The organism is Halorussus litoreus (genome assembly GCF_003382685.1).
Taxonomy (GTDB): Archaea; Halobacteriota; Halobacteria; order Halobacteriales; family Haladaptataceae; genus Halorussus; species Halorussus litoreus.
Genome location: NZ_KZ859513.1, coordinates 46,284 through 71,400 on the forward strand (window position 1 = coordinate 46,284; position 25,117 = coordinate 71,400).

The window sequence follows — 25,117 nt, forward strand, 5'->3', positions numbered from 1 at the left end:
CGAGAGTCGCCGGTTTTGGTGGCGATTGGATATTCCGCCGTCCTTCCATTCTGTTTACACTGACTCGTCTTTCTCCCGGCTCACGCTGACTCCTCCTTCGTCCCTCGCGCGAGTTGCGCTCTCGCTACGCTCGGTCGCTCCCGCGCGCCGGATAAAAGTGGATTATCGAGAATCGTCGGTAATCGAGAGCGTCGCTGGAATCGTAGAACCTCCAAGAAAAAGTGAAAATCGAACGAAAACGAGTGAAGACGAATTTCTACAGGAAGTCTTCGATGTGGTCCGCGACCTCGTTCGGCGTGTCGCCGACCGGCACGCCGGCGTCGTTCAGCGCCTGGATCTTGCTTTCCGCAGTCCCGGTCCCGCTGCCCGACACAATCGCGCCGGCGTGGCCCATGCGCTTGCCCGGCGGTGCGGTCCGGCCCGCGATGAAGCCCGCGACCGGGGTGTCCATGTTCTCGGCAATGTAGCGGGCGGCCTCTTCCTCGTCCTCGCCGCCGATTTCGCCGCACATCACGACCGCCTTCGTGTCGGGGTCGTTCTCGAACAGTTCCAGTGCGTCGACGAAGTCCGTGCCGATGATGGGGTCGCCGCCGATACCGATGGCGGTAGTCTGGCCGATGCCCCGCGAGGTGAGGTTGTCCACGACCTGGTAGGTCAGCGTGCCCGACCGCGAGACCAGCCCCACGTCACCCGACTCGAAGATGTTGCCCGGCAGGATGCCGAGCTTCGCCTCGCCCGGCGTGATGATGCCCGGGCAGTTCGGACCGATGAGGCGGGTGTCGACCTCGCCGAGTCGCTTGTACACCTTCGACATGTCCTGCGTGGGGATGCCCTCGGTGATGGCGACCACGAGGTCGAGCGGCGCGTCGAGCGCCTCGAAGACCGCGTCCGCGGCGAACGCTGGCGGGACGAACACGACGGAAGCGTCGGCGTCCTCCTCGCGTGCGGCGCGCTCGACGGTGTCGTAGACCGGGACGCCGTGGACCTCTTGACCGCCCTTGCCGGGCACTGCGCCGGCCACGACGTTCGTTCCGTACTCGATCATCTGCTCGGCGTGGAAGTTGCCCTCCCCGCCGGTGATGCCCTGTACCACGACTCTGGTGTCGTCGTCGACTAGCACGCTCATTGTTCCACCTCCGCGTCCGCGTACTCGACCGCACGTTGCACGGCGTCCTCCAGCGTCTCCTCGACGGTCACGAGTTCGTCGTTCAGGATCTCGCGGCCCTCCTCGGCGTTCGTCCCCGCGAGTCGGACGACCACGGGCTTGGGGATCTCGTCGAACTGGCCGAGGGCGTCGTTGATACCCTGCGCGACCTCGTCGCCGCGGGTGATGCCCCCGAAGATGTTGAACACCACGGAGTCGACGTTCTCGTCGGCGAACACCATGTCCAGCGCGTTGGTCACGCGCTCGGCCTTCGCGCCGCCGCCGATGTCGAGGAAGTTGGCGGGCGCGCCGCCGTAGTGGTCCACGAGGTCGAGCGTCGTCATCACGAGGCCCGCGCCGTTGCCGATGATGCCGACGTTACCGTCGAGGCGTACGTAGTCGAAGCCGTACTCGTTGGCCTTCGCCTCCAGTTCGTCCTCGGCGGCCTCTTCTTCCATCTCGGCGAGCTCGGGCTGGCGGAACAGCGCGTCGTCGTCGATGTTCATCACGGCGTCGGCGGCGACGACCTCGTCGTCGCTGGTGATCATCACCGGGTTGATCTCGATGTCGCTGGCGTCGCTGTCGTCCCAGAGCTGGAACAGCGTCGTCAGGATGGAAGCCACGTCGGACGCGACCTCGCTGGGAACGCCGGCGTCGTAGACCGCCTTCCGGGCCTCGAACGGGTGCATCCCGAACGCGGGGTCGACGTGCTCGCGCGCGATGGCCTCGGGGTCCTCCTCGGCGACCGCCTCGATGTCGACGCCGCCCTTCGTCGAGACCATGGCGACGGGTTCGCCCTCGCCGCGGTCCATCGTCACGCCGACGTACAGCTCGTTCACGAAGTCGACGGCCTCCTCGACGAGGACCGTCTCGACCGTGTACCCCTTGAGGTCCATCCCGAGGATGTCCTCGGCGGCCTGCTCGGCCTCCTCGCGGTCGTCCGCGAGTTTGATGCCGCCGGCCTTTCCGCGCCCGCCGACGTGAACCTGTGCCTTCACGGCGACCGGGTAGCCGATCTCTTCGGCCGCCTCGACGGCCTCGTCTACGGACGACGCCAGCGTGGAGGCCGGCGTCGGAATCCCTGCGTCGGCGAAGACCTGCTTCGCCTGATACTCGTGTAGTTTCATCAGTAGCTCAGGCGTTACTTCTGTCGTCCGAGAGTTAGTAGTATCGAAACGGGCGAGTGCGATGCGCCGCGAACGGCTGGCCAGTCGAGAGGGATTCGGCGGGAAGAATTGACAGAGACACGGCTCCTTCGAAGATCGAATTACGGACTGGACCGGACGATTCTACCACCGCGTTGTGTGCGGGTGCGGCGCGCGCAGGACTGCGCGCGCCGCACCCGCACGCGAAGTCGTGGAGGTAACGTGAACCGGCGCGTCACCCGGTACGACCAGACCTACCACGTCACCCCGACCCGGAACGACGGGCGTCGTCGTCGACCTTCTGCTGAGCCTTCCCTCGAACGTAGCCGAGGGTCTCGCCGAGCGCTTCGCCGACGTTCGACAGTCGTTTCCCACCGAACAGGAGCAGTCCGAGTACCGTGACGATAGCGATCTCGACCGGCCCCATACGCGAAACTAGCTCGACGAAATACGTATACGTTACGCCAATTCACTCCTCGGCGTAGAACCTGACCAGCCCGCACTCCGGACACCGCCGGGGCTCGACTTCGAGGGCCTTCGTGACCCCGACCGCGGCGAGTACGTCGTCGCTCTCAGCTTCGGTCCGGACCTTCAGTTCCCCCTTCCCGGTGAACAGGTCGGCCGCCTCGAACGGGACGTCGCAGTCCGGACAGCGAGCGTCGTCGGCCATACGGAATACTCCTCGCCCCGCCACGAAAAACATGTCGGTCGGACCGGAATGTTCCGGTCGAGGTCATCCGGTAATCTCGCCCCGGATCACTCGTCGACGCGGGTCACTCGTCGACGTACAGGCGGACGAGCCCGCACTCGGGACACGCGTGGGGCGACACCTTCTTGGTCTCCTTCGCTCCCAACGACCCGAGCAGGCCGCCCGCCTTCTCGTCGGTCTTGAGTTTGACCCCGAATCCGTCGCCGGTCTGGAGGTCGCCACGTTCCATCGTCACGCCGCAGTCGGGACAGCGCGGGTCGGTGTCCATGTCGCGATTGGAGTCCCGGCGGCCACTTAAATTTCAGTTCGTGGCGATACTTCTCAGTTCGTCGTGACCACGTCGATGACGTCCCGGTCGTCGAGCGAGTGGTCGGCACCGACCTGTCGCTCGGTCCGGCAGTCGATGCCGTGGAGGAACCCCTCGCCGATGTCGGAGTGGACGTGGTAGGCGAAGTCCTCGGCCGTCGAATCCGGCGGCAGGAGGAAGCAGTCCGGGAGCACCTCGCCGCGCTCGTTGCCGAGCCCGTTCGCGCCGCCGGGGAACACCGGCACGACGCCCAACTCGTCGAACAGCGCGGTTTCGAGCGCGCGCTGGACGCCCGACCCCTCGTACTCGGCAACGAACGACTCGATGTCGTCGAGGCCGGCGCGCTGGTCGGCCGAGAGGGCGTCCTCGGCGACGATGTCGAACGACGAGTCGCCGGGGCGGTAGTCGACAGCGCCCTGCTCGTCGGCCTGCTTGAGCGCCTTCTCGGCGTGGGCACTGACCGGCACGAACCCGAGGTGGTCGTAGTCTGGGTCGCTCGCGATCTCCTCGTAATTTTCCTGCGCTTCGGGGGTGTCCATCTTGTTCGCGGCGACGACCATCGGCTTGGTCACCTTCCGTATCTCGCGAGCGAGTTCCTCGCGGTCCTCGTCGTCCCACGTCACGGGGTCGAGGTCGAGGCCGAGCGAGAGGATCTCGCGCTTGATCTCGTCCTTGTCGATGCGGAACGCGCTCATCTGCTCGGCGAGTTCGACCTCGATGTCGTCGTCCTCGCCGTCGTAGCCGGTCTCGTAGCGTTCGATGCCCTTCTCCAGAATTCCGAGGTACCACATGTCGAGTTCGTTCTCCAGAAAGTCGATGTCCTCGCGCGGGTCGTGGTCCTCGGTGGGTTCGCCTTCGATGTCGGTCTTGCCCGAGAAGTCGACGACGTGGACCAGCACGTCGGCCTCGTTCAGGTCGGTGAGGAACTGGTTGCCCAGCCCGTTGCCCTCGTGCGCGCCGGGGATCAGCCCCGCCACGTCGACCAGCTTGACGGGGACGAACCGGGTGCCGTCCTCGCAGAAGCCGACGCTCGGGGTACAGGTCTCGCCGAACTCCGGCGCGGCGCACTCGACCCGGACGTACGCCTCGCCCACCGCGGGGTCGATGGTCGTGAAGGGGTAGGCTCCTTCCGGCACGTCGTTCATCGTCGCGGCATTGAAGAAGGTGGACTTGCCCACCGAGGGCTTGCCCACGAGTCCGATCCGGTAACTCATTGCCCGAACTGGCAGGTCGGTGGCTAAAAGCCTCTCGAAGCCGATAACGGTCGGTAGGGGTTCACGCGGTAGTCGGTGACGCGGGGATTTTGCGCAACTCGGATGCGACGGTCTGCTGACCGGCCCTCGTTTAGCCATCGGGAGTTTCCCCCTGCTCGCGCACTGCGAACCCCTCCACCGAACATGCGCTGGCTTTGCCTTCTATCCGGCGCGTGCGGCGCGGTCCCTCCTATGCTCAAGCGATAGCTAGCGTCTTATCTCGTCGGATTTCGCACGTAGCGGTCGTTCTGAATTGGCAGTACGGGTTCGTCGAGGGACAAATAGAGCCGAGAATTGCTACCTCGACCGCAACAGCAACCGCACAGCGAGTCATGCTTGAGACTATGAGAACCGCAACCGCACTAGCCTCCGCAACCGCACCAGCCTCCGCGACCGCACCGCTTCCGCGACCACTTCCGAATCCACCTCCGCGACCCCATCCACCTCCACACCGACCCCGAACCCCCGACTGCCTTTTTACCGCTGGCCGTCGTGCGTTCCGTGGATGATCCTCCAACCGCCGGCAGAGTCCGAGACGAACGAATGGGTCTGAGAACTCGATTCCTCGATTTGGCCGACCACCTCTCGTTTCTCGCCCAGTGGGTGCTCTACCGCGCCATCCTACTCCTCGAACGCCTCCGCGACCTCTTCCCGCCCTTCGGCCGCGATCCCGCGCTGTGGGTCTTCGGCGCGCGCGGCGGGGAGGCGTTCGCGGACAACGCGAAGTACCTCTACCTCCACGTCGCTGCCGAGCGCCCGGAAGTCCGCCCCGTCTGGCTCTCCAAAGACCGCGCCGTGGTGGCCGACCTCCAGTCGGCCGGCTACGAGGCGTACCACTGCTACTCGCTTCGGGGACTCCTGCTGAATCTTCGCGCGCGCGTAGTCCTGTTCACGCAGGGCCACCGCGACCTCGCGATGCCATGCTGTGCCGGCGCGTTCGCAGTCCAGCTCTGGCACGGGGTGCCACTCAAGCGCATCTCGTGGGACGCGGAGTTCCCCGACCTCCCGTGGCCGGTCAGACTCGCGCACGCCGACATGGCCGAGGAGATGGATCTGCTCGCGGTTCCGGACCGGGAACTGGTCGAGATTTTCGCATCTGGACTCCGGATCGCCCCCGACCGGATGGTCCTCGCAGGCTATCCCCGCAACGACGCGCTGTTCGACGCGATCCCCGGCGAGGAAGTCGCGACCGACTCGCCCGCGCTCGCTCGCGTCAGCGCCCTCGCGGGCGACGGACGACTCGTCGCCTACCTGCCGACCTACCGCGGGTGGACCGACGAGTCGGTCGCCGACCGCCTCGACTTCGCGTCGCTGGACGATTTCCTCGCCGAGCGCGATGCGACGCTCGTCGTCAAGACGCATCCGAACGAGTCCATCGAACTCCCCGAGGACTGCTCGCGAGTCGTCCAGCTTCCCGCCGCGACCGACCCGTACCCCTTGCTCCGGCAGGCCGACGCGCTCGTGACGGACTACTCGTCGGTGTACGTCGATTACCTGCTGCTCGACCGGCCAATAGTGTACTACCCCTACGACCTCGACGAATACCGCTCTATGCGCGGGTTCTACCTCGACTACGACTCGGTGACGCCCGGCCCGGTCGCCCAAACCTTCGACGACCTGCTCGACGGGCTGGACCGCGCGCTCGCTCGCTCGGATGCCGACGCCGACCGGCGGCAAGAGGTCCGCGAGCGACTGCTCGATGGCGACCCCGGCGTGCGGGACCACCGCGAAGAATCTCTCGGAGGAAATTCCGAAACGTCTCGCGAGCGCGCGGGCGCTGGCATGCCAGCGCCCGCGCGCTCGCGACCGTCGCAGTCGGCAGTACCACCGTCGCGAACGCCGCGGTCGGCCGCCGTCTTCGAGGCGATCCGCAGTCGGCTCCGCGGTCGAGAGGGACGACCCAGCGAGTGATGGCCTCCCCGGCCGAGCCCACCGATTCGCGGCTCTGGAGCGGTCCGAAGCCCTCCGAAGCCCTCCGAACCGCTCCGTACCGCTATGTCTCTCCGGAAAGCAAGGTTCAAGTCGAGGTTGTGCAAAGCCCTCACGAAGACCGGAGATCGCGCTCCGGCGCGTCCGAATCCCCCATGGACACTACGACCACGACGACGCGAGAGGAGGTGGCGAACCGACGGGACCTGACGCTGATCGCCCACAGAGGCTTCGCCGGCGTCTACCCCGAGAACACCGTCGCGGCCGTCGAGCGGGCGGCCGCCGAGTCGGTCGGTGGCGGCCCGCCGGAGATGGTCGAGATCGACGTGGTCCCGACCGCCGACGGCGAGATCGTCGCGTTCCACGACGTGGAACTCGGCCGCGTGACCGACGCGCCCGTGGCGCTCGCCAACCGGCCGGTGTGGGAGGTCCCCTACGACCGACTTGCGGAGTTCGAGGTGCTCGGAACCGGCCAGCGCGTGCCCCGCTTGCGGGAGGTGCTCGACGCGGTCCCGCCCGAGGTCGGCCTCAACGTCGAGTTCAAGAACCCCGGCTCGCGGGCGGCGCGGCCGGGCGAGAACCTCCCGCCGGACGAGCGCGCCGAGCAGCAGAACCTGTGGCGCGACTTCGCGAGCGACGTTCTCGGGACCCTCGGCGAGTACGACCACGACGTGCTCGTCTCCTCGTTCGCGGAAGGCGCGCTCGCGGCGGTGCGCGAACTCGACTCCTCGATCCCCCTCGCGGTCGCGTTCGCCGACTCCATCGCCGACGGGATGGAGGTGGCCCGGCGCTACGACTGCGAGGCGGTCCACCCGCCGTGGAACGCCATCTCGGACGCCGAACTGTTCAACGCCGAGTACGACTCGCTGGGCCCCTTCGAGGAGATCGACGTCGTCGCGGCGGCCCACGAGGAGGGCCGGGCCGTCAACGCGTGGACGGTCGAGAGTTGGTATCAGGCCGACCGACTGCGGTGCGCGGGCGTGGACGGCCTCATCGCGGACTATCCGGGCGTCGTTCGGTTCGACGACGCCGCGGCCCAAGAATCGGAGACGACCGCTCCGTCGTCCAAGTAGCCCACCCCTCGGGCCGATAGGACTATTGATGCCTACGTTGCGTTACGGTGCAGTGTTATCTCATGAAGGGCGTTATCTTAGCGGCTGGCATCGGTTCTCGCCTCCGACCGCTCACGCTTCAAACACCCAAGAGCTGCCTCACGGTGGGCCGACTCCCCGTCCTGACGCGCCAGCTCCGCGCGTACGCCGACGCGGGCGTGACCGACGTCACGGTCGTCGCGGGCTACCTCGCCGACGACGTGCGGGCGCTTTGCGCCGAGGTGGCCGACCAGCATCCCGCGCTCGACGTGACCGTGATCGAGAGTGAGGTGTACGCCAACACCGACAACATGTACTCGCTGTACCGCGCCCGGGAGGCGGTGGCGGGCGAGCCGTTCGTCCTCAGCAACGGCGACGCCGTCTTCGAGGCCGGACTGCTCGCCGACCTCGTGGCGGCCGACGCCGCGAGCGCGGTCGCTAGCGACCCGGCCACCTACACCGACGAGGCGATGAAAGTGACCGTCGACGACGCGGGATTCGTGAGCCACATCGCGAAGGACGTGCCCGCGGACGTGGCCCACGCCATCTCGAACGACGTGTACCGGTTCTCGGCCGAGTTCTCCGAACAGCTGTTCGCCGAAATTTCCCGGACTATCGAACGCGAGGGCGACTATGGCGAGTGGACGGAACTCGCCATCGACCGCGTAGTCCGGTCTCGCGACCACGACCTCGAACCGGTCGACGTGGGCAGCTACGGCTGGGTCGAGATCGACGACCGGGGCGACCTCGCGGAGGCCGACCTCCAGTTCGCCGCCCTCTCGGACCTCGCGTCGAAGGAAGCCATTTTCTTCGATCTCGACGGCACCATCTACCTCGACGACGAACTCGTGGAGGGTGCCGGCCGCGTCGTCGAGGACCTCCGCGCCGCTGGCGTGGACGTCTACTTCCTGACGAACAACTCCTCGAAGTGGAAGGACGACTACGCCGGCCGGCTCACCTCCCTCGGCATCTCGGCCGCGCCGGAGGACGTGCTCCTGTCGACCGACGGCGTGCTGGACTACCTTCGGTCGACCGACGCCGGCGAGACGTACGTGCTCGGCACCGACCGAATGCAGAGCGCGCTGGCCGACCGCGGGGTCGACTGCGTCAATGCAGTCGACCCCGCGGTCGGCGCTGGCACGGCGGAGAACGGCGGTGAAACGCCGGAGAACGTCGTCGTCGGCTTCGACACGGAACTCACCTACGATAAGGCCCGGAAGGCTACCCTGGCGATTCGCGACGGCGCGACATTCCTGCAGGCCCACCCCGACGAGGTGTGTCCCACCGCGGCGGGGTTCGTCCCGGACTGTGGCTCCATCACCGCGATGGTCGAGCGCGCGACCGACCGGACGCCAGACCGGGTGTTCGGCAAGCCCAGCACCGCGATGGTCGACCACGTGCTGGACGCCGAGGGCTACGCGCCCGAGGACGTGGCGGTCGTCGGCGACCGACTGGAGACCGACGTGGCGCTCGCCGAGAACGTCGGCTGCGAGTCGGTCTGCGTGCTGACAGGCGACGCCACCCGGACCGCGGTCGAGCGCAGCGAGATCGCCCCGACGCTGGTCGCGCCCTCGGTCGGCGCGCTCACGCGGTTCCTCGTCGCACCCGAAAGCGCGTCGGCGAAGGAAAACGCGACGGCGAACGAAAACGCGACGGCGAACGAAAACGCGACGGCGAACGAAAGCGGGTCGCCTAGCGAGAGCACGACCGCGTCCGTCGTTCGCGGGGGCGACTCGAAATGAGCAACGGCGGTTCGAGCGAGCAGGGCGAACTCCCCGACGACTCGGGCGAGGTTCGGACCGGCTACGTCACACAGACCCACACCGGCGCGGTGTCGTGGAAAGAAGCGATCCGCGACGGCGAGGAACTCGGCTTCGATTTCGTGGAGTTGTACATGGACGGCGCGTCCGAGCGCACGAAGGTGGACATCAATGGTGTGGAGTCGGCCGTGGCGGAGGCGGGACTCGACCTGCTGGTCCATCTCCCGTTCGTCGACCTCGAGATCGGCTCGCCGCGCGCACCGGTCCGCGAGGGCTCGGTGGTCGAACTCCGGGGGTGCATCGAAACCGCGGCGGAGATGGGCGCGGAGAAGGCCGTGCTCCACCCGGGGACGAGCGCCCGGCCGCCCGAGTGGGAACTCGACGAGATCTCGTCCACCCTGCTGGGGTCGATCCGCGAACTCCACCGCTTCGGGGCCGACCGCGGAGTCGAGATCTGCGCCGAGAACCTGCCGGGCGTGCCCCTGACCGTCCACCAGTTCGAGCGGGTGTTCGAGAACACCGAGGCGTCGATGACGTTCGACACCGGCCACGCCCGCGTCGATGGGATGGACGAGGCGGAGATGGCTGACTTTCTGCGCGAGTACGCAGAGCGGGTGAGCCACGTCCACGTGAACGACTCCCGGGAGGCTCGCGACGAGCACGTTCCGACCGGGTCGGGGACCTTAGATTTCGAGACGGCGCTCGCACCGCTTCGGGACGGGTGGACCGGCACGGTCTCGGCGGAAGTGTACACCTTCGACTCGGACTATCTGGAACTCAGCAAGCGGAAACTGGACGGGGTTCTCTGAGAGACGATTCGCGCTCTTGATTCGTCGTTTCTTGTTATCACGTCATTCTGCCCGGCGCGCGCGAGACGAGGATCACAGGGAGCGAAATGACCGAGGACCGCAGGATGCTGGGGAGGTGTGAGGTTGCGGTGACCTCTGTCGAGGCAGTAGATAGCTTCGGCAAATTTCTATTCCGTCGAAGCTAGCTGTTGCTTGAACCTCGGCGTGACCGCACCCCAACCGCACAGCACCCCAACCGCACAGCACCCCAACCGCACAGCACCCCAACCGCACAGCACCCCAACCGCACAGCACCCCAACCGCACAGCACGGGCCTCAGTCCTCCCCAGCCTCCTGCGCTTCTCACCCTCCGTTTCACTCCGGTCTGCGATGCTCGTCCCTCGCGCGTTTTGGCGCGACACGGAGGTCGCGCCAGCGCGCGCCGAAATGGAGTGGGGAGAACAGTGCGCGCCGAGGAGGAGGAAGGTGCGTAGCGCGCGCCGGATGGTTCGTTGGAGAGTTCGGGAACCGTGGATACTCGATTCTCGACCCGCGTATCAACCTCCTCGCAGTCAAGCCCGACCTTTATCGCGTCGGCGCTCGTCCGCACTCCCATGAGCGTCAGCTTCGACTTCGGCGACTCGGTCGCACTGGTCACGGGCGCGAGCGGCGCGCTCGGGAGCGCAATCTGTGAGGCGTTCGCGGACGCGGGCGCGACCGTGGCGGCGGCGGACGTGCGCGCGCCCGACGACGAGGACGCCCAGCTCGACACCGACCGCGAGGCCATCCACTTCTACGAGGGCGACTTCACCGACGAGGAGTCGGTCGAGGGGGTCGTCTCGGAGATCGTCACGGACCACGGGACTATCGACTACCTCGCGAACGTCGCGGGGACGTGGCGGGGCGGCACGCCTATCGCGGAGACCGACGCCGAGACGTTCGACTTCCTGTTCGACGTGAACCTCAAGACCACGTTCCTCGCGAGCAAGCACGCCCTCCCGCATCTCCGCGAAACCGGGAGCGAGGAACCCGGGAGCGAAGAAGATGAAGCCGTTGGGGAGCAGGGAGCCATCGTCTCGGTCTCGGCCCGCTCCTCGCTGGAGGGCGGCGAAGGCGACGGTCCCTACCGCGCTTCGAAGGCGGGCGTGCGCCTGCTGACCGAGAGCATCGCCGAGGAGGAAACGGGCGAGGTTCGGGCCAACGCGGTGATGCCGAGCGTCATCGACACGCCAGCGAACCGCGAGATGATGCCCGACTCCGACCACGACACGTGGGTAAAGCCCGCCGAGATCGCCGAGACGATACTGGTCCTCTGCTCGGACGCCACAAGGGTCACCAGCGGCGCGGCGGTCCCCGTCTACGGCGAGGCCTGACGACCGTCCATATTCGCCGTCATCCGCGGGGGGAACCGATCGAAACCCTGGCAATAATCGCGCCGCGGCGTTCGAACCCGACCCCTTTTTATGTGTAAATTCGATAGTCACCGTCACACATGACACGAGAGACGTGGGCGACGAGGGTGGGGTTCATCCTCGCCGCCGTCGGTAGCGCGGTCGGCCTCGGAAACATCTGGCAGTTCCCGTTCAAGACGGCGACGAACGGGGGTTCGGCGTTCGTGTTCGTCTACCTCCTCGCCGCGGTGCTCATCGGCCTCCCGGCGATTCTGGCCGAGTTCGTGATCGGTCGCCGGGCCAAGCGCAACGCCATCGAGGCGTTCGGCCGGCTGAATCGTCCGGCGTGGACCATCGTGGGCGCGCTCGGCCTGTTCACCGGGATGTGGATCCTGTCGTACTACAGCGTGGTCGGCGGGTGGGTCATCCGGTACGTGTTCGGGAGCGCCACGGGCGCGTACTTCGGGGACCCCGGTACCTACTTCGAGACCGTCTCGATGGGCCTCGAAGCGGTCGGGCTCCACGGCGTCTTCATGCTGCTGACGGCGGGGATCGTCGCGTTCGGTATCGAGGACGGCATCGAGCGCGCGACCAAGCTGATGGTGCCCAGCATCGTCGCCATCCTGCTCGCGCTCGCGGTGTACGCCGCCACCCTCCCCGGCGCGACTGACGCGTACGCCTACTACCTCAACCCCGACTTCGAGTACCTGTTCGCCAACCTCGGCGACGTGGTCCCGTTCGCGGTGAGCCAGGCGTTCTTCTCGCTGTCGCTCGGGATGGGCGCGATGATCACCTACTCGTCGTACATCGGCGGCGACGAGAGCCTCCCGACCGACGGCGGGACCATCGTCGTGCTGAACACGCTGGTCGGCCTGCTCGCCGGGTTCGTCGTGCTCCCGCTGCTGTTCGCCCAGCAGGGCGGCATCTCGGAGACGGCGGCCGGCGGCGGCCCCGGCGCGCTGTTCGTCGCGGTCGCGTCGGCGTTCGCCGACCTCGGGATGGCGGGCCGGGCGGCCGGCGTGGTGTTCTTCCTCGTGGTGCTCGTCGCCGCGCTGTCGTCGGCCATCAGCCTGCTCGAAGTCGTCACCTCCTACGTGGTGGACAAGTACGGCGTCGACAGGAGGGTCACGGCGTTCGGCTTCGGTGCGGCGCTGTTCGCGCTCGGCACGCTCTCGGCCGGCGACACCGCGTGGCTCGGCTGGTTCGACACCGTCGCGTACAAGTTCCTCCTGCCGGTGTCGGTCCTGCTCGGCGTCTTCTTCGCCGGCTGGGTGCTCGGCCCGGTCGCGGTCGAAGAACTCCGGAAGGGGACCGGCGGGCTCCCGCAGGTGGGTCCCGCGTGGCTCTGGGCGCTCCGGACCTTCGTCCTGCTCGCCGTGGTGGCGACGCTCCTGCTGGGCGTGAACACGCTCTACGAGATGCCGGCGATTCCGGCGTTCTGAGGACGGCCACTCGTTCTCGTCGAATCGATTGGGTCGTTTTCATCGTTCGATTGCGTCGAGACCACCGAATCGATAACGGTCGTTCAGCCACGTTCGACCGTGTTCTTCGGCGGTTGACGGTTCCTCGGTTCGAAACTCTCTTTGGGACGGGTTGGCGACTGTCTCGGAATGACACGCGAATCGTGGGCGACGCGGCTGGGCTTTATTCTCGCCGCGGTCGGGAGTGCGGTCGGGTTGGGTAATCTGTGGCGGTTTCCGTGGATGACGGCCGAGAACGGCGGGAGCGCGTTTCTGGTCGTCTACCTCGCCATCATCCTGCTGATCGGCGTGCCCGGGCTGCTCGCGGAGTTCGTCATCGGGCGGCGCTCCCAGCGCAACCCCGCGGGCGCGCTCTACCGGCTGTCCGACGGGTCGAAGTCGTGGGGCGCGGTCGGCCTGTTCGGCGTGGTGACCGGCGTCGTCCTGCTGTCGTTCTACAGCGTCGTCGGCGGGTGGATCCTCAGATACTTCCTCGCCAGCTTCACCGGGTCGTACTTCGGATCGGCGGGGCCGTACTTCGAGGCCATCGGCTTCGGCCTCCCGGCGGTCGGGTTCCACGTCGCGTTCCTCGCGCTCACTGCGCTGGTCGTGGTCGGCGGCGTCCGAGACGGCATCGAGACGGCGACGCGCGTGATGATGCCCGCCATCGTGGTCTTGCTGCTCGCGCTCGCGGGCTGGGCGGTCACGCGGCCGGGCGCGGGCGCGGGCCTGGCGTTCTACCTAGAATTCGACGCGGCGTACCTCCGGGCGAACGTCCTCGACGTGGTCGGAGCCGCGGCGGGACAGGCGCTGTTCACCCTCTCGCTGGGCGTCGGCACGATGATCACCTACGCCTCGTATCTCGGCGACGACCACAACCTCGCGTTCGACGGGAGCGCTATCGCGATGCTCAACACCGGCGTCGGCGTCCTCGCGGGGCTGGTGGTGTTCCCGCTCCTGTTCGCGACCGTCGGCGAGCTGACTGGACCCGCCGCGCAGGGCGGCGGACCGGGCGCGCTGTTCGTCAGCCTCGCGGGCGCGTTCTCGCAGGTCCCCTTCGGCCGGGTGCTCGCGGTGCTGTTCTTCGGCGTGGTCGCGCTCGCCGCGCTGTCGTCCTCGATCAGTATGCTGGAGATTCCGGTCGCGTATCTGGTCGACGAGCACGGGTTCGAGCGCCGGACCGCTACCGGCGCGCTCGCCGGGCTGGTGCTGTTCACCGGGAGCGCGAACGCGCTCGCGCCGGGGCTGTTCACCTTCGTTTCCGGCCCGCTCGTCGACCTGATGCTGACCGCGGGGCTGACGGGGTTCCTGCTGTTCGCGGGCTGGGTGCTCGGCCCGGACGCGCTCGCGGAGTTCTCGACCGGCGCAGGCCGTCGCGTCCGGTCGGTCGGCCCCGCGTGGCTCTGGTCGGTCCGGACCGTCCTGCCGCTGTTCCTGCTGGCGACCCTGCTCGCCAACCTGCTCGCGCTGGCGGGCGTGACCCTCTGGAGCTGAGAAGCGTCGCACCGACGTGACTTGGCGACCGCCTTCTGTCCCCGCTATCGAGGGCCCCAGCCCCGCCGGGACCCCTTTTAGCAACGTTTTTCCGGCGCGTGGTCCTCAACTCGCCCAATGAGTAGCTATCGGAGGGATCACCGACGATGACGATGGACGACAAGATCGAGGAACTCCGAAAATTGCGCGAAGAGGCGCTGAAAGGCGGCGGCGAAGAGCGCATCGAGGCCCAGCACGAGAAGGGCAAGATGACGGCGCGCGAGCGCATCGACTACTTCCTCGACGACGGGACGTTCAACGAGTTCGACCAGCTCAGGACCCACCGGAGCCACAACTTCGGGATGGAGGAAACGCAGGTCAAGGGCGACGGCGTGGTCACGGGCTACGGCGAGGTCAACGGCCGGAAGACGTTCGTGTTCGCCCACGACTTCACCGTCTTCGGCGGGTCGCTCGGCGAGGTGTTCGCCGAGAAGGTCTGCAAGGTGATGGACAAGGCGATGGAGGTCGGCGCGCCAGTCATCGGGCTGAACGACTCCGCGGGAGCCCGAATCCAGGAGGGCGTCGCGTCGCTCGCGGGCTACGCCGAGATCTTCCGCCGCAATACGGAAGCCAGCGGCGTCATCCCGCAGGTTTCGGCCATCATGGGCCCCTGTGCCGGCGGTGCGGTCTACTCGCCGGCCATCACGGACTTCGTGTTCATGGTCCAGGACACCAGCCACATGTTCATCACCGGCCCGGACGTGATCGAGACGGTGACGGGCGAGCAGGTGAGCTTCGAGGAGTTGGGCGGCGCGAAGACCCACGAGTCGACTTCCGGCGTGGCCCACTTCGCGGAAGAAAACGAGAAGCAGGCGCTCGACGACATCCGACGGCTCCTCTCGTACGTCCCGCAGAACAACGTCGAGGACCCGCCCAGAGTCGAGCCGTGGGACGACCCCGAGCGCCGCGACGAGGAACTGACGAATATCGTGCCCGACGAACCCCAGAAACCCTACGACATGACCCGCGTCATCGACGGCGTGGTCGACGAGGATTCGTTCTTCGAGGTCCAGCCGGGCTTCGCGAAGAACATCGTGGTCGGGTTCGCCCGCCTCGACGGCCGCTCGGTCGGCTTGGTCGCCAACCAGCCCCGAGTGAACGCGGGCACGCTCGACATCGAGTCCTCTCAGAAGGGTGCGCGGTTCGTCCGCTTCTGCGACTCGTTCAATATTCCCATCCTGACGTTCGTCGACGTGCCGGGGTTCATGCCCGGGACGGACCAGGAGCACGGCGGCATCATCCGCCACGGCGCGAAGCTACTCTATGCGTACTCCGAGGCCACCGTCCCGCTGATGACGGTCATCACCCGGAAGGCGTACGGCGGGGCGTACGACGTGATGGCCTCCAAGCACATCGGCGCGGACGTGAACTACGCGTGGCCGACCGCCGAGATCGCGGTGATGGGCCCGCAGGGCGCGGTCAACATCCTCTACGACGACGAACTCGACGCCGCCGAGGACACCGAGGCCCGCCGCGAGGAGCTCATCGAGGAGTACCGCGAGGAGTTCGCCAACCCGTACACCGCCGCGGACCGCGGGTTCGTCGACGACGTGCTCGAACCGCAGGACACCCGACCGCGACTCATCGACGATCTGGAGATGCTGGCGAGCAAGCGCGACGAACAGCCCGACAAGAAGCACGGCAATATCCCGCTCTGAGACGCATGGCGGGCCAACACGCCGACGAGAGCGAGGAAAGCGAGGAATCCGACGCGGACCTCCGGATTCCCGACGACGCGACCGACGAGGAGGCCGCAGCCATCGCGGCGGCCGTGGGCGCGCACCTCCGCTCGCAGGCCGCGGCTGCGGCGGCCGCGGCAGAGGGCGACGACGCCGAGGAGACGTGGCAGGGCGAACGCTGGTCGTTCGCCGGTCGCCTGCGGGGCTTGCAGGGGCGCGCCGGTCGCGTCCCGACCGGCGCGCCCACCGACGCGTGGGCGGCCTCGGGGCGGACGGATCGGTTCTGAACGCGGCAGACCCACCGGTTCTGAACGCGGCGGATCGACTGATTCTGCTGCGGTTCGCCGCCGCTAACGCATCTTCTTTCGCACTCGCACCTCGACCGCGCCGGGGTCGAGCGTCAGCCCCATCGAGAGGTCGAGGTCGTCGGTGACGCGCTCGAACTCGACGCGACGGGCCAGCGTCGCAAGTACGAGCTGTAACTCGGTCATCGCGAACCGCATCCCGAGGCAGTGGCGCGGGCCGCCGCCGAACGGGAAGTAGGCGTACTCGGGGCGGTCGGAGGCGTTCTCCTCTTGCCACCGCTCCGGCCGGAACTCGTCGGGGGCCACCCACCAGCACTCGTCGCGCTGGATCTCGTACGTGGCGATCTGGAGGGTGGTGTCCGGCGGAATCCGGTAGTCGTCGACGAGGACTTCGTCCTTCGGCTGGCGATACAGCGCGTACACCGGCGGGTAGAGCCGAAGCGCCTCCTTTGTGACTTGCTCGGTGTAGTCGAGTTGGGACACGTCAGCGAACGAAGGGTCCCGACCGCCCAGCACCCTGTCGATTTCCGCGTCGAGCCGCCGGCGAACGTCGGGGTGTCCGGCGAGCAGCCAGCAGGCGTAGGTGAGCGCGGTCGAGGTGGTCTCGTGGCCCGCGAACAGGAAGGTCACGAGTTGGTCGCGGACCACCTCGGCGTTCATCCCCGTCTCCTCGTTTCCGATTCCCGTTCCCTCGGCCTCTGCGGCGGCGACGAGTAGCGAGAGCAGGTCGTCGCGGTCGGGGTCCACCTCGGCGGCTTCGTCCCGGCGCTCGGCCATCAGGTCGTCCACGAGGTCGTCGAGGCCCGCCATCGCCGCCTCGTAGCGACGCTCGGTCCGACTCGGAGCCCACTCCGGCAGGAACGATAGCAGGCCGAATCGGTCCATGATCGCGCCGATGGCCTCGGTCGCATCGCGGACGACCGCGCCGCGCTGGGCGTCGAGATCGAGGTCGAACAGCGCTCGCGTCAGAATGTGGAGCGTCAGCCCCGCGAAGGCGTCGCCGAGTTCGACCGCCTCGCCGTCGGCCCAGTCGTCGGCCCTCGCGGCCGTGGCGGCGACCATCTCGGCGGCGTAGCTCTCGATGCGGTCGGGGGTGAACGCCGACTGGAGCGCGGTGCGCTGGCGACGCCATCGCTCGCCCTCCGTGAAGGCGACCCCCTGCGGCGCGAGGAGGTCGCCGAACGCCTGCTCGAAGTCGCCCTTCACGAAGGCATCGTTCTCCGAGACCAGCACCGTCTCGACGATACGTGGGTCGAACACCGCGACGAACTCCTCTCCGAACGCGCCGTACGAGACGAGGTCGCCGTAGGACGCCAGTTCGTCGGTGAAGCCCAGCGGGTCGCGCGAGGCCGCCACGGTCGAGTCGACGACCGGGAAGCCTGATGGGCCGGGCGGCTTGGGAGACCGTGCAGTGGCCGGCGCTACGTCCGCCGACTTCGCGTCCGCCGACCTCGCGTCCGCCGACTCCTTTCGACCATCCTCGCGTTCCGGGTGGCTCCGTCGGGTCATATCTACCTCTCGGGCCGCAAGCCGCCTCCCGGTTGCCGCGAAGCAGTTGGCCTTTTTATATCGGGGGCCGGTAATCGTGGACGTGAAATCGCTCGACGTGACCATCCGACTGCCGCCGGAGCTGCGACTGTCGGTGCCCGAAGCGGACGCGCCCGGCGACGACTTCGTGCGCGAGGAGTTGCTGTCCTGGCACGCCCACGACGATGGCGTCGTCTACTTTCTCTCGCTGGTGGTCGGCGATCCAGAGGCCATCCGGTCGGTTCTCGGAGCTGTCGATGCGGTCCGGTCGTTCGACCTCACGCGGGTCGACGACGACACCTGCTACGTCCACGTCGAGATGGACGTCCGGCCCGGCGACCGCGCGTGGCTGACCGCGCTCGACGGCCGGGAGATCGTGGTCGTCCCGCCGGTCGTGTTCGGGCCCGACGGCGAAATCGCGCTGACGGTGCTGGGCGACCCCGAGGAACTTCGACAGGTCGTCGCGGACTTCCCCGAGGACATCGAGGTAGCGGTCGACCGCGTGGGCGAGCACCGCCACCTCGCGGGCTCGCTGGCCGGTCGGCTCACGGCCCGTCAGTTCGAGGCCGTCGAGGTCGCCCGCGAGCTGGGCTACTACGAGGTGCCCCGCGAGACGGAACTGGCCGCGGTCGCGGCCGAACTCGACTGCACCGAGAGCACGGCGTCCGCGCTCCTCCGGAAGGCCGAGCGCGCGCTCGTGGACGCGGCGCTGGTCCGGTGATGACGGCGAATCGGACTGTCCGCACTCGTGACTACCGTAGCGCACGACGAGCAACTTATTCTGACTCCCCGCTGCCCATCGGCTCGGCAGGAACGCCGGCCACCGTCGCGCCCGGCGGCACGTCCTGAGTCACCAGCGAGTTGGCGGCCACGCTCGCGCCAGCGCCGACCTCGACGCCCGGCAGGAGTATCGCGCCCGCGCCGATCATCGCCTCCTCGCCGACGACCACCTCGCCTGTCCGATACTCGTCCTGCAGGAACTCGTGGCAGAGGATGGTGGCGTCGTAGCCGATTATCGCGTGGTCCTCGACCGTGACGAGCTCCGGCCAGAACACGTCAGGGGTCGACTCCAGTCCCCACGAGACGCCTTCGCCGACGGTCACGCCGATCGAGCGCAGGAGGAGATTCTTGAGCGCGAGGCTGGGCGAGACGCGCGCCAGCACGATGACCACGTAGTTGAGCGCGACCCGGAGCGGATGCTTGGCGCTGGGCCACGACCGGAGCGAGTTGCCCGGCCCCGGCGTAGCGTGGTGCGCGATGCGGTCGTGGCGTCGCGCGACGGCGTCGTCGGTCCCGCCCGTCTCGTCCGCTGGCTCGTCGGTCACGGTGGCACGTTCGGAGGGTTCGACCTTGAAAGTAGCTGGTCGGCTCGGAACTGCTCGAGACGACAGTTCTCGCGAGAGCCGGGGGAGTTCGCAGACGGCCGACTACGGACTTCTATCGGATCGAATCGCCGCTACGGTCCCTCTATCACGTCGAAGTACGGCCCCAGCGCCTCGACTCGTCCCAGCAGTTCGACCTCGTTGGCCACCGGGTCGTACTCGACCACGTTCGCGTCGGCGAGTTTCGGCAGATGGCAGTGGTGGAGCGACGCCGCAGCGCGGTCGCGGCGGTCCTGGGACACTGCCGCAAGTGTCGCGTCGGCGTCGCGCGCGGCGATCTCCGCGGCGAGGTCGTCCAGCGCCATCGCGCCGTCGGACTCTCGGAGCGCCGACAGGGCCCGCCGGCGCGTGGCGTTGCCGAGCAGGTGAAACGCTCTGTCGGTCGACAGCGACTCGACGGCGGCGTCGTCGGACTCGGGCATGTCCGCGCCAACGACCAGTTGGGGGTTTGTTATTCGTCGCTTGGCGGGGCGAAGGCCTGGACTGAAGCTGCGTCAGTCATCGGCTGAAGGGGAGTCAGGCCGCGATTACTCCAAGACCGACCGTTCGCGGACTGCTTCCTACTCCCCCCGGAGCGCCGCGACGTGGTCGATTCGCTGCTGGACGAGCTCGGGCTTGCCGATGTCGTGGCGCACGTCGAGTCCCTCCTCGCCGGCGACCGCGAGCGCGTCCTCGGCGATCTCCTCGGCTTCCGTGATGGTGTCGGCGACGCCGACGACCGCGAACGCGCGCGAGGTGGTGGTGTAGATACCGTCCTCGCGTTCGTCCACGCTGGCGTAGAACAGCAGGGCGTCTCCGGCATTCTCGGGGTCAATCTCGACCTTCGCGCCCGCCTTCGGGTCGGTCGGGTAGCCCTCGGGGACAGCGTACTTGCAGACGGTGGCCTTCGGCGCGACAGAGAGTTCCGGCAGGAAGTCGCCCTCGCGGGCCGCGACCAGCACGTCGAGGAGGTCGGTGTTGAGCACCGGCAGGGTGTTCATCGCCTCGGGGTCGCCGAAGCGGGCGTTGAACTCGACCACCTTCACGCCGTCGGCGGTCAGCATGAACTGGCCGTAGAGCACGCCCTTGTAGCCGTCGAGCGCGTCGACGGTGGCCTCCAGAACCGCGACGGCCTCACGATACGCAGCCTCGCCCATGAACGGCAGTTCGAGTGCGGCGTCGTTGTAACTGCCCATCCCGCCTGTGTTCGGGCCCTCGTCGCCCTCGTAGGCGCGCTTGTGATCCTGCACCGCGGGGGTCACCCGCAGGTCACCGTTCGCCACGAACGCCTGGACGGTGAACTCCTCGCCCACGAGGCGCTCTTCGAGCACTACGCGGTCGTAGTCGGAGTCGCGGAGGTAGTCTTTGGCTTCCTCCGTGGTCACCTGGTCCCCAATCACGCGGACGCCCTTTCCGCCGGTGAGGCCCGCGGGCTTCACCGCGAGGTCGCCGTCGTAGTCGTCGATGTACTCGCAGGCGGCCTCCATCTCGTCGAACGTCGCGAAATCCGGACAGCCGGGAATCTCGTACTCGCGCATGAACCGCCGCTGGTAGGCCTTGTCGGTCTCGATGCGGGCCTCGGCCTCCTGCGGGCCGAAGGCGTAGATTCCGGCGTCGTCGAGCGCGTCGGCGACCCCCGCCGCGAGTGGACCCTCCGGGCCGACGACCGCGAGCGTCGCGCCCACGTCCTCGGCGTAGGAGACGACTGCTTGGGGATTGGTGGTCTCCAGCGTGTCGAATCCTTCGGCGAGCGCCGCGATGCCGGGGTTTCGGTTGCCCGCGCAGGCGTACAAGTCCGCGTCGCTCGCGTCGAGCGCGCGTGCGACGGCGTGCTCGCGTCCGCCACCGCCGACCAGTAGGACTGTCTCGGTCATACCGGGAGGGTGTAGGCACGGGAGTGTAAAGGTTGCTCTTGGAAACGAGAGAAATATCCACGGACGTGTATCTCACTGCCGTTCGCGTTCGATACGACGGCGTTGGCCCTTGAGGACGAGCCAGAGCCCGACGCCCATCCCGAAGGCCGTGACCCCTGATTCGAGCAGATTGCGGAGCGGATGCGGACCGCTTTCGATGTGGGCGGCGGCTCGATAGACCACGTAGTAGGTGTTGCCGTCGCGGATCAGTTGGTTCGCACCGTCGAGAGGTTGGTGGGTCTTCACGCTCTCGCTCCGGATGGCCTGCCGGACCTGTGGGGCCGCGCGCGAGATGGGCGTCGCCACGGACCGCATCGCCTCGTCGGCCGGCGTACGGTTCAGCGAGAGGACGGTCTCGTCGCCGACTTCGCGGGCCTCGACCTCGTAGAAGCCGTCTTCCACGAAGGCGTACCGGTATCCGAGCCGGCCGTAGTTCCGGGTGAAGATGTGGCCCCATCCGACCGGCGCGGTCAGGTTCCCGTCCTCGTGGACCGCGTACTCCAGCGCGCAGGCACGCGACGGGGTAGGTGCCGCCAGACAGGCAACATCGTCGTCGACGCCGTCGACGTGGATGTCCACGTCTATCGACGACCCGTCGTACGTGACTTCCGAGGACTCGTAGCGGTACCAGTTCGGATCGTCGAGATGTAAGTGGCCGACGTAGAGCGGGTTCGCCAGCAGCAGGACGCCCAACGCGATGGTGAGGGCGGGATTGGAGGGCAGACTGACCATATGGCCGTCGTGGCAGTCAGAATGGATGAACGTTTCGTCTGATTGCGCGTCGGTTGGAACGGCCTATTTGAGCCAATTTGTTTTGCAGCGCCGGCGCGCGCGAGCAACGCGCGAGAGAGGAGGCTATGGAGGTGTGAGGCTGCGGGTCTCACGTGTCGAGGCAGAAGCTAGCTTCGTGATACTCGTTTGCCTGTAGAGGCAGAACGAGCTAGCTACTGCCGAGGCATATGAGAGACCGCACAGTACCGGCAGAGCGAAGCGCTGCCGAGCCTGCGCTCACATTCGTTCGCGCAGACACCGCAACCGCGACCGCACAGCACGGGCCTCAGACCTCCCCAGCCTCCTGCGGTCCTCGGCCTCCACTCCGTTCCGGCCTGCGGTCCTCGTCCCTCACACGGGATGGCGCGGCACGAGGCCGCGCCTGCGCGCGCCGGGTGGAAAAGTCGAAGCAGCGTGCGCCGGGTGGAACGGTTAGGAAGCGTGCGCCGGGTGGAACGGTTAGGAAGCGCGTGCCGGGTGGAAGGACGAGTCGAGCGCTCCAGTGGGCCATACAGCATCACGACGCCATTCGAGAGTCACCATCCCGGAAAGCCCCGACTTTACGTCGCTCAAGCCCCTCGACTCTCCCATGAGCGACTCCGACGCCGACGACCTCGATACCGACGCCGACCCAACTTCGCGAAACCGGCTCGACGAGGAGGCGAGCCCGTACCTCCGCCAGCACGCCGACAACCCCGTCAACTGGCAGCCGTGGGACGACGCCGCACTCGACGCGGCCGCAGAGCGCGAGGTGCCCATCTTCCTGTCGGTGGGCTACTCGGCGTGCCACTGGTGTCACGTGATGGAAGACGAGAGCTTCGAGGACGAGGCGGTCGCCGAGACCCTCAACGAGAACTTCGTCCCGATAAAGGTCGACCGCGAGGAGCGCCCGGACCTCGACAGCATCTACCAGACCATCGCGCAGGCGGTCTCCGGCCGGGGCGGCTGGCCCCTCTCGGTGTGGCTCACGCCCGACGGGCGACCGTTCTACGTGGGCACTTACTTCCCGAAGGAGGCCAAGCGCGGCCAGCCCGGCTTTCTCGACCTACTGGAGAACATCGCCGACTCGTGGGCGGACCCGGAAGATCGCCGGGAGATGAAACGCAGAGCCGACCAGTGGACCGACGCCATCGAGGGCGAACTCGAATCGGTGCCCGACCCCGGCGACGCGCCGGGCGAGGACCTGCTCGAAACGGCCGCTGACGCCGCGCTCCGCGGGGCCGACCGCGAACACGGCGGCTGGGGCACCGGTCAGAAGTTCCCGCAGGCCGGGCGAATCCACCTGCTGCTGCGGGCGTCCCTCCGGGCTGAACACGACGAGACTGGCGATTCCAGCGACGACGAAACGGCAGCAGAGTACCGCGAAGTCGCCACGGAGGCGCTCACCGCGATGGCGGAAGGAGGCCTCTTCGACCACGTCGGCGGGGGCTTCCACCGCTACACCGTCGACCGCGAGTGGGTCGTCCCCCACTTCGAGAAGATGCTGTACGACAACGCCGAGATCCCCCGCGCGATGCTCGCCGGCTATCAAGTCACCGGTGACGAGCGCTTCGCGACCGCGGCCCGCCGAACCTTCGACTTCGTGGAGCGCGAGCTGACTCACCCCGAAGGCGGATTCTACAGCACGCTCGACGCCCAGAGCGACGGCGAGGAGGGGAAGTTCTACGTCTGGACGCCCGAGCAGATTCGGGAGGCGGTAGCGGACGCCACCACCGCAGACCTGTTCTGCGAGCGCTACGGCGTGACGGAGTCGGGCAACTTCGAAGGCAAGTCCGTGCTGACCGTCAGCGAGTCGGTCTCGGATCTCGCCGAGGAGCACGGGTTGGACGAGTCCGCGGTCGAACAGACAATCGCCGAGGCCCGCGAGCAGGTGTTCGACGCCCGCGCGGAGCGGGTCCGACCGCGGCGCGACGAGAAGGTGCTTGCGGGCTGGAACGGTCTGATGATCTCCGCGCTGGCCGAAGGTGCAATCGTCCTCGACGACGATTCGTACGCCGACCTCGCCGAGAACGCGCTCGAATTCGTCCGCGAGAAGCTGTGGAGCCAGTCGGAGGACGGCGATGCTCCCAGCCGACTCCGCCGGCGGTACAAAGATGGTGACGCCGCCATCGAGGGCTACCTCGAAGACTACGCCTTCCTCGCACGCGGCGCGCTGCATTGCTACGAGGCGACCGGCGACCCCGACCACCTCGGCTTCGCGCTCGACCTCGCGGACGCCATCGCGGCCGAGTTCTGGGACGCCGACGCCGGCACGATCTACTTCACGCCGGAGCGCGGCGAGGAGCTGGTCGCGCGCCCGCAGGAGCCCCACGACCAGTCGACGCCGTCCAGCCTCGGCGTCGCGGCCGACACCCTGCTCGCGCTGGCCCATTTCACTCCGGACGACGAGTTCGAGACCATCGCCGAGCGCGTGCTCGAAAGCCGGGGGCAAGCGATTCGCTCGAATCCGCTCCAGCACGCCTCGCTCGCGCTGGCGGCCGACCGGTACGCTCGCGGCTCGCTGGAGCTCACCGCGGTCGCCGACGACCTCCCGGACGCGTGGCGCGCGGAACTCGCCGAGCGCTACCTGCCGACCCGCCTGCTTTCGCGGCGGCCGCCCGCCGAGGACGACCTCGCAGCGTGGCTCGACCGGCTCGGTCTCGACGACGCGCCGCCGATCTGGGCCGATCGGGCGGCGAAAGACGGCGAGCCGACCGCCTACGTCTGCCGGGACTTCGCGTGCTCGCCGCCGCGAGCCGACCTCGCCGAGGCGCTCGACTGGGCTGACGGCGAACGGTAGGTGGTCGGCAAGAACTGAGCGGAATTGCTGGCGCGAGCGAGTCGCGACTCGCTCGCGCCAGCAATTGCCGTCCGATACTCGGTCGCGTGAGACTATCGTCGTGTTCGCATCGGACGCAGCGGACGCATCTGATGCTTCGGACCGTTATTTTGTGACATTGTCTCGCGGACCCCGGCGAATCGACGGATAAGCGTTCTCCTAAGTAAATTCCGAAGACACTAGGCAGTTAACAACGTCCTTACGTTCCGTCCGCTCGCGCGGGAATTCCACAG

The 25,117-nt window shown here is 67.7% G+C and carries 22 protein-coding genes; 11 read left to right on the top strand and 11 right to left on the bottom strand.

Annotated elements, in window-relative coordinates:
- Window positions 1–256: 256 nt before the first annotated feature.
- From sucD to DPQ64_RS06575, 6 genes are all read right to left on the bottom strand, one after another.
- Window positions 257–1,126: a succinate--CoA ligase subunit alpha gene (gene sucD / locus DPQ64_RS06550; RefSeq protein WP_115863556.1), complete on the bottom strand. Its 870-nt coding sequence runs from the start codon at window positions 1,124–1,126 to the stop codon at window positions 257–259.
- Entirely contained in the window at window positions 1,123–2,271 is a 1,149-nt protein-coding gene (sucC, locus tag DPQ64_RS06555) for an ADP-forming succinate--CoA ligase subunit beta (protein ID WP_115863557.1), read from the bottom strand. Before sucC ends, sucD begins: the two co-directional genes overlap by 4 nt.
- 280 nt (window positions 2,272–2,551) lie before the next feature.
- A complete protein-coding gene (locus DPQ64_RS06560; protein WP_115863558.1) occupies window positions 2,552–2,716 on the bottom strand; it encodes a Sec-independent protein translocase subunit TatA/TatB in 165 nt (54 codons plus the stop codon).
- A 42-nt stretch (window positions 2,717–2,758) separates the two neighbouring features.
- Window positions 2,759–2,959: a hypothetical protein gene (locus tag DPQ64_RS06565; RefSeq protein ID WP_115863559.1), complete on the bottom strand. Its 201-nt coding sequence runs from the start codon at window positions 2,957–2,959 to the stop codon at window positions 2,759–2,761.
- A gap of 103 nt (window positions 2,960–3,062) precedes the next feature.
- A complete protein-coding gene (locus DPQ64_RS06570) occupies window positions 3,063–3,266 on the bottom strand; it encodes a hypothetical protein (RefSeq protein ID WP_115863560.1) in 204 nt (67 codons plus the stop codon).
- Window positions 3,267–3,319: 53 nt separating this feature from the next.
- Window positions 3,320–4,519 (bottom strand): redox-regulated ATPase YchF, encoded by a 1,200-nt coding sequence (locus DPQ64_RS06575; protein WP_115863561.1) that lies wholly within the window; start codon window positions 4,517–4,519, stop codon window positions 3,320–3,322.
- Between the two features lie 582 nt (window positions 4,520–5,101).
- Between DPQ64_RS06575 and DPQ64_RS06580 the strand changes: the two genes are divergently transcribed.
- The 9 genes from DPQ64_RS06580 to DPQ64_RS06620 all read left to right on the top strand — a co-directional run bounded on the left by DPQ64_RS06580 (window position 5,102) and on the right by DPQ64_RS06620 (window position 16,476).
- Window positions 5,102–6,469: a CDP-glycerol glycerophosphotransferase family protein gene (locus tag DPQ64_RS06580; RefSeq protein WP_115863562.1), complete on the top strand. Its 1,368-nt coding sequence runs from the start codon at window positions 5,102–5,104 to the stop codon at window positions 6,467–6,469.
- 173 nt (window positions 6,470–6,642) lie between these two features.
- Window positions 6,643–7,560, top strand: coding sequence for a glycerophosphodiester phosphodiesterase (locus DPQ64_RS06585; RefSeq protein WP_115863563.1), 918 nt, complete (start codon window positions 6,643–6,645; stop codon window positions 7,558–7,560).
- 62 nt (window positions 7,561–7,622) lie between these two features.
- Window positions 7,623–9,320: an HAD-IIA family hydrolase gene (locus DPQ64_RS06590; RefSeq protein WP_115863564.1), complete on the top strand. Its 1,698-nt coding sequence runs from the start codon at window positions 7,623–7,625 to the stop codon at window positions 9,318–9,320.
- Window positions 9,317–10,147: a sugar phosphate isomerase/epimerase family protein gene (locus DPQ64_RS06595; protein ID WP_115863565.1), complete on the top strand. Its 831-nt coding sequence runs from the start codon at window positions 9,317–9,319 to the stop codon at window positions 10,145–10,147. Before DPQ64_RS06590 ends, DPQ64_RS06595 begins: the two co-directional genes overlap by 4 nt.
- A 593-nt stretch (window positions 10,148–10,740) precedes the next feature.
- Entirely contained in the window at window positions 10,741–11,499 is a 759-nt protein-coding gene (locus DPQ64_RS06600; RefSeq protein ID WP_115863566.1) for an SDR family NAD(P)-dependent oxidoreductase, read from the top strand.
- 119 nt (window positions 11,500–11,618) lie between these two features.
- Window positions 11,619–12,959, top strand: coding sequence for a sodium-dependent transporter (locus DPQ64_RS06605; RefSeq protein ID WP_115863567.1), 1,341 nt, complete (start codon window positions 11,619–11,621; stop codon window positions 12,957–12,959).
- A gap of 168 nt (window positions 12,960–13,127) precedes the next feature.
- Entirely contained in the window at window positions 13,128–14,471 is a 1,344-nt protein-coding gene (locus DPQ64_RS06610) for a sodium-dependent transporter (protein WP_115863568.1), read from the top strand.
- A 152-nt stretch (window positions 14,472–14,623) separates the two neighbouring features.
- Entirely contained in the window at window positions 14,624–16,168 is a 1,545-nt protein-coding gene (locus DPQ64_RS06615; protein WP_115863569.1) for an acyl-CoA carboxylase subunit beta, read from the top strand.
- A gap of 5 nt (window positions 16,169–16,173) precedes the next feature.
- Window positions 16,174–16,476 carry an acc operon protein gene (locus tag DPQ64_RS06620; RefSeq protein ID WP_115863570.1) on the top strand — a complete coding sequence of 101 codons (303 nt, stop codon included), beginning with the start codon at window positions 16,174–16,176 and terminating at the stop codon, window positions 16,474–16,476.
- Window positions 16,477–16,539: 63 nt separating this feature from the next.
- On the opposite strand, the gene DPQ64_RS06625 is transcribed toward DPQ64_RS06620, so the two are convergent.
- Window positions 16,540–18,003 (bottom strand): cytochrome P450, encoded by a 1,464-nt coding sequence (locus DPQ64_RS06625; protein ID WP_115863571.1) that lies wholly within the window; start codon window positions 18,001–18,003, stop codon window positions 16,540–16,542.
- Between the two features lie 82 nt (window positions 18,004–18,085).
- Between DPQ64_RS06625 and DPQ64_RS06630 the strand changes: the two genes are divergently transcribed.
- Window positions 18,086–18,742, top strand: coding sequence for a helix-turn-helix domain-containing protein (locus tag DPQ64_RS06630; protein WP_115863572.1), 657 nt, complete (start codon window positions 18,086–18,088; stop codon window positions 18,740–18,742).
- A gap of 55 nt (window positions 18,743–18,797) precedes the next feature.
- Here DPQ64_RS06630 and DPQ64_RS06635 read toward each other — a convergent pair whose 3' ends face one another.
- The 4 genes from DPQ64_RS06635 to DPQ64_RS06650 all read right to left on the bottom strand — a co-directional run bounded on the left by DPQ64_RS06635 (window position 18,798) and on the right by DPQ64_RS06650 (window position 22,027).
- Complete coding sequence (locus DPQ64_RS06635) at window positions 18,798–19,346, bottom strand: acyltransferase (RefSeq protein WP_115863573.1); 549 nt, start codon at window positions 19,344–19,346, stop codon at window positions 18,798–18,800.
- Between the two features lie 131 nt (window positions 19,347–19,477).
- On the bottom strand, window positions 19,478–19,825 hold the full coding sequence (locus DPQ64_RS06640; protein ID WP_115863574.1) for a DUF7344 domain-containing protein: 348 nt from the start codon (window positions 19,823–19,825) through the stop codon (window positions 19,478–19,480).
- Between the two features lie 138 nt (window positions 19,826–19,963).
- On the bottom strand, window positions 19,964–21,256 hold the full coding sequence (purD, locus tag DPQ64_RS06645; RefSeq protein ID WP_115863575.1) for a phosphoribosylamine--glycine ligase: 1,293 nt from the start codon (window positions 21,254–21,256) through the stop codon (window positions 19,964–19,966).
- A gap of 72 nt (window positions 21,257–21,328) precedes the next feature.
- Window positions 21,329–22,027 carry a hypothetical protein gene (locus tag DPQ64_RS06650; protein WP_115863576.1) on the bottom strand — a complete coding sequence of 233 codons (699 nt, stop codon included), beginning with the start codon at window positions 22,025–22,027 and terminating at the stop codon, window positions 21,329–21,331.
- A gap of 628 nt (window positions 22,028–22,655) precedes the next feature.
- Between DPQ64_RS06650 and DPQ64_RS06655 the strand changes: the two genes are divergently transcribed.
- On the top strand, window positions 22,656–24,845 hold the full coding sequence (locus DPQ64_RS06655) for a thioredoxin domain-containing protein (protein WP_115863577.1): 2,190 nt from the start codon (window positions 22,656–22,658) through the stop codon (window positions 24,843–24,845).
- Window positions 24,846–25,117: the final 272 nt, after the last annotated feature.

What these genes read in the sequence shown, in the direction of transcription:
- DPQ64_RS06570 (WP_115863560.1), bottom strand. Translation starts at nt 3,266, where the DNA reads ATGGACACCGACCCGCGCTGTCCCGACTGCGGCGTGACGATGGAACGT.
- DPQ64_RS06565 (WP_115863559.1), bottom strand. Translation starts at nt 2,959, where the DNA reads ATGGCCGACGACGCTCGCTGTCCGGACTGCGACGTCCCGTTCGAGGCG.
- DPQ64_RS06590 (WP_115863564.1), top strand. Translation starts at nt 7,623, where the DNA reads ATGAAGGGCGTTATCTTAGCGGCTGGCATCGGTTCTCGCCTCCGACCG.
- DPQ64_RS06615 (WP_115863569.1), top strand. Translation starts at nt 14,624, where the DNA reads ATGGACGACAAGATCGAGGAACTCCGAAAATTGCGCGAAGAGGCGCTG.
- sucC (WP_115863557.1), bottom strand. Translation starts at nt 2,271, where the DNA reads ATGAAACTACACGAGTATCAGGCGAAGCAGGTCTTCGCCGACGCAGGG.
- DPQ64_RS06580 (WP_115863562.1), top strand. Translation starts at nt 5,102, where the DNA reads ATGGGTCTGAGAACTCGATTCCTCGATTTGGCCGACCACCTCTCGTTT.
- purD (WP_115863575.1), bottom strand. Translation starts at nt 21,256, where the DNA reads ATGACCGAGACAGTCCTACTGGTCGGCGGTGGCGGACGCGAGCACGCC.
- DPQ64_RS06610 (WP_115863568.1), top strand. Translation starts at nt 13,128, where the DNA reads ATGACACGCGAATCGTGGGCGACGCGGCTGGGCTTTATTCTCGCCGCG.
- DPQ64_RS06640 (WP_115863574.1), bottom strand. Translation starts at nt 19,825, where the DNA reads ATGCCCGAGTCCGACGACGCCGCCGTCGAGTCGCTGTCGACCGACAGA.
- DPQ64_RS06620 (WP_115863570.1), top strand. Translation starts at nt 16,174, where the DNA reads ATGGCGGGCCAACACGCCGACGAGAGCGAGGAAAGCGAGGAATCCGAC.
- DPQ64_RS06605 (WP_115863567.1), top strand. Translation starts at nt 11,619, where the DNA reads ATGACACGAGAGACGTGGGCGACGAGGGTGGGGTTCATCCTCGCCGCC.
- DPQ64_RS06585 (WP_115863563.1), top strand. Translation starts at nt 6,643, where the DNA reads ATGGACACTACGACCACGACGACGCGAGAGGAGGTGGCGAACCGACGG.
- DPQ64_RS06650 (WP_115863576.1), bottom strand. Translation starts at nt 22,027, where the DNA reads ATGGTCAGTCTGCCCTCCAATCCCGCCCTCACCATCGCGTTGGGCGTC.
- DPQ64_RS06600 (WP_115863566.1), top strand. Translation starts at nt 10,741, where the DNA reads ATGAGCGTCAGCTTCGACTTCGGCGACTCGGTCGCACTGGTCACGGGC.
- DPQ64_RS06655 (WP_115863577.1), top strand. Translation starts at nt 22,656, where the DNA reads ATGAGCGACTCCGACGCCGACGACCTCGATACCGACGCCGACCCAACT.
- DPQ64_RS06560 (WP_115863558.1), bottom strand. Translation starts at nt 2,716, where the DNA reads ATGGGGCCGGTCGAGATCGCTATCGTCACGGTACTCGGACTGCTCCTG.
- DPQ64_RS06625 (WP_115863571.1), bottom strand. Translation starts at nt 18,003, where the DNA reads ATGACCCGACGGAGCCACCCGGAACGCGAGGATGGTCGAAAGGAGTCG.
- sucD (WP_115863556.1), bottom strand. Translation starts at nt 1,126, where the DNA reads ATGAGCGTGCTAGTCGACGACGACACCAGAGTCGTGGTACAGGGCATC.
- DPQ64_RS06595 (WP_115863565.1), top strand. Translation starts at nt 9,317, where the DNA reads ATGAGCAACGGCGGTTCGAGCGAGCAGGGCGAACTCCCCGACGACTCG.
- DPQ64_RS06575 (WP_115863561.1), bottom strand. Translation starts at nt 4,519, where the DNA reads ATGAGTTACCGGATCGGACTCGTGGGCAAGCCCTCGGTGGGCAAGTCC.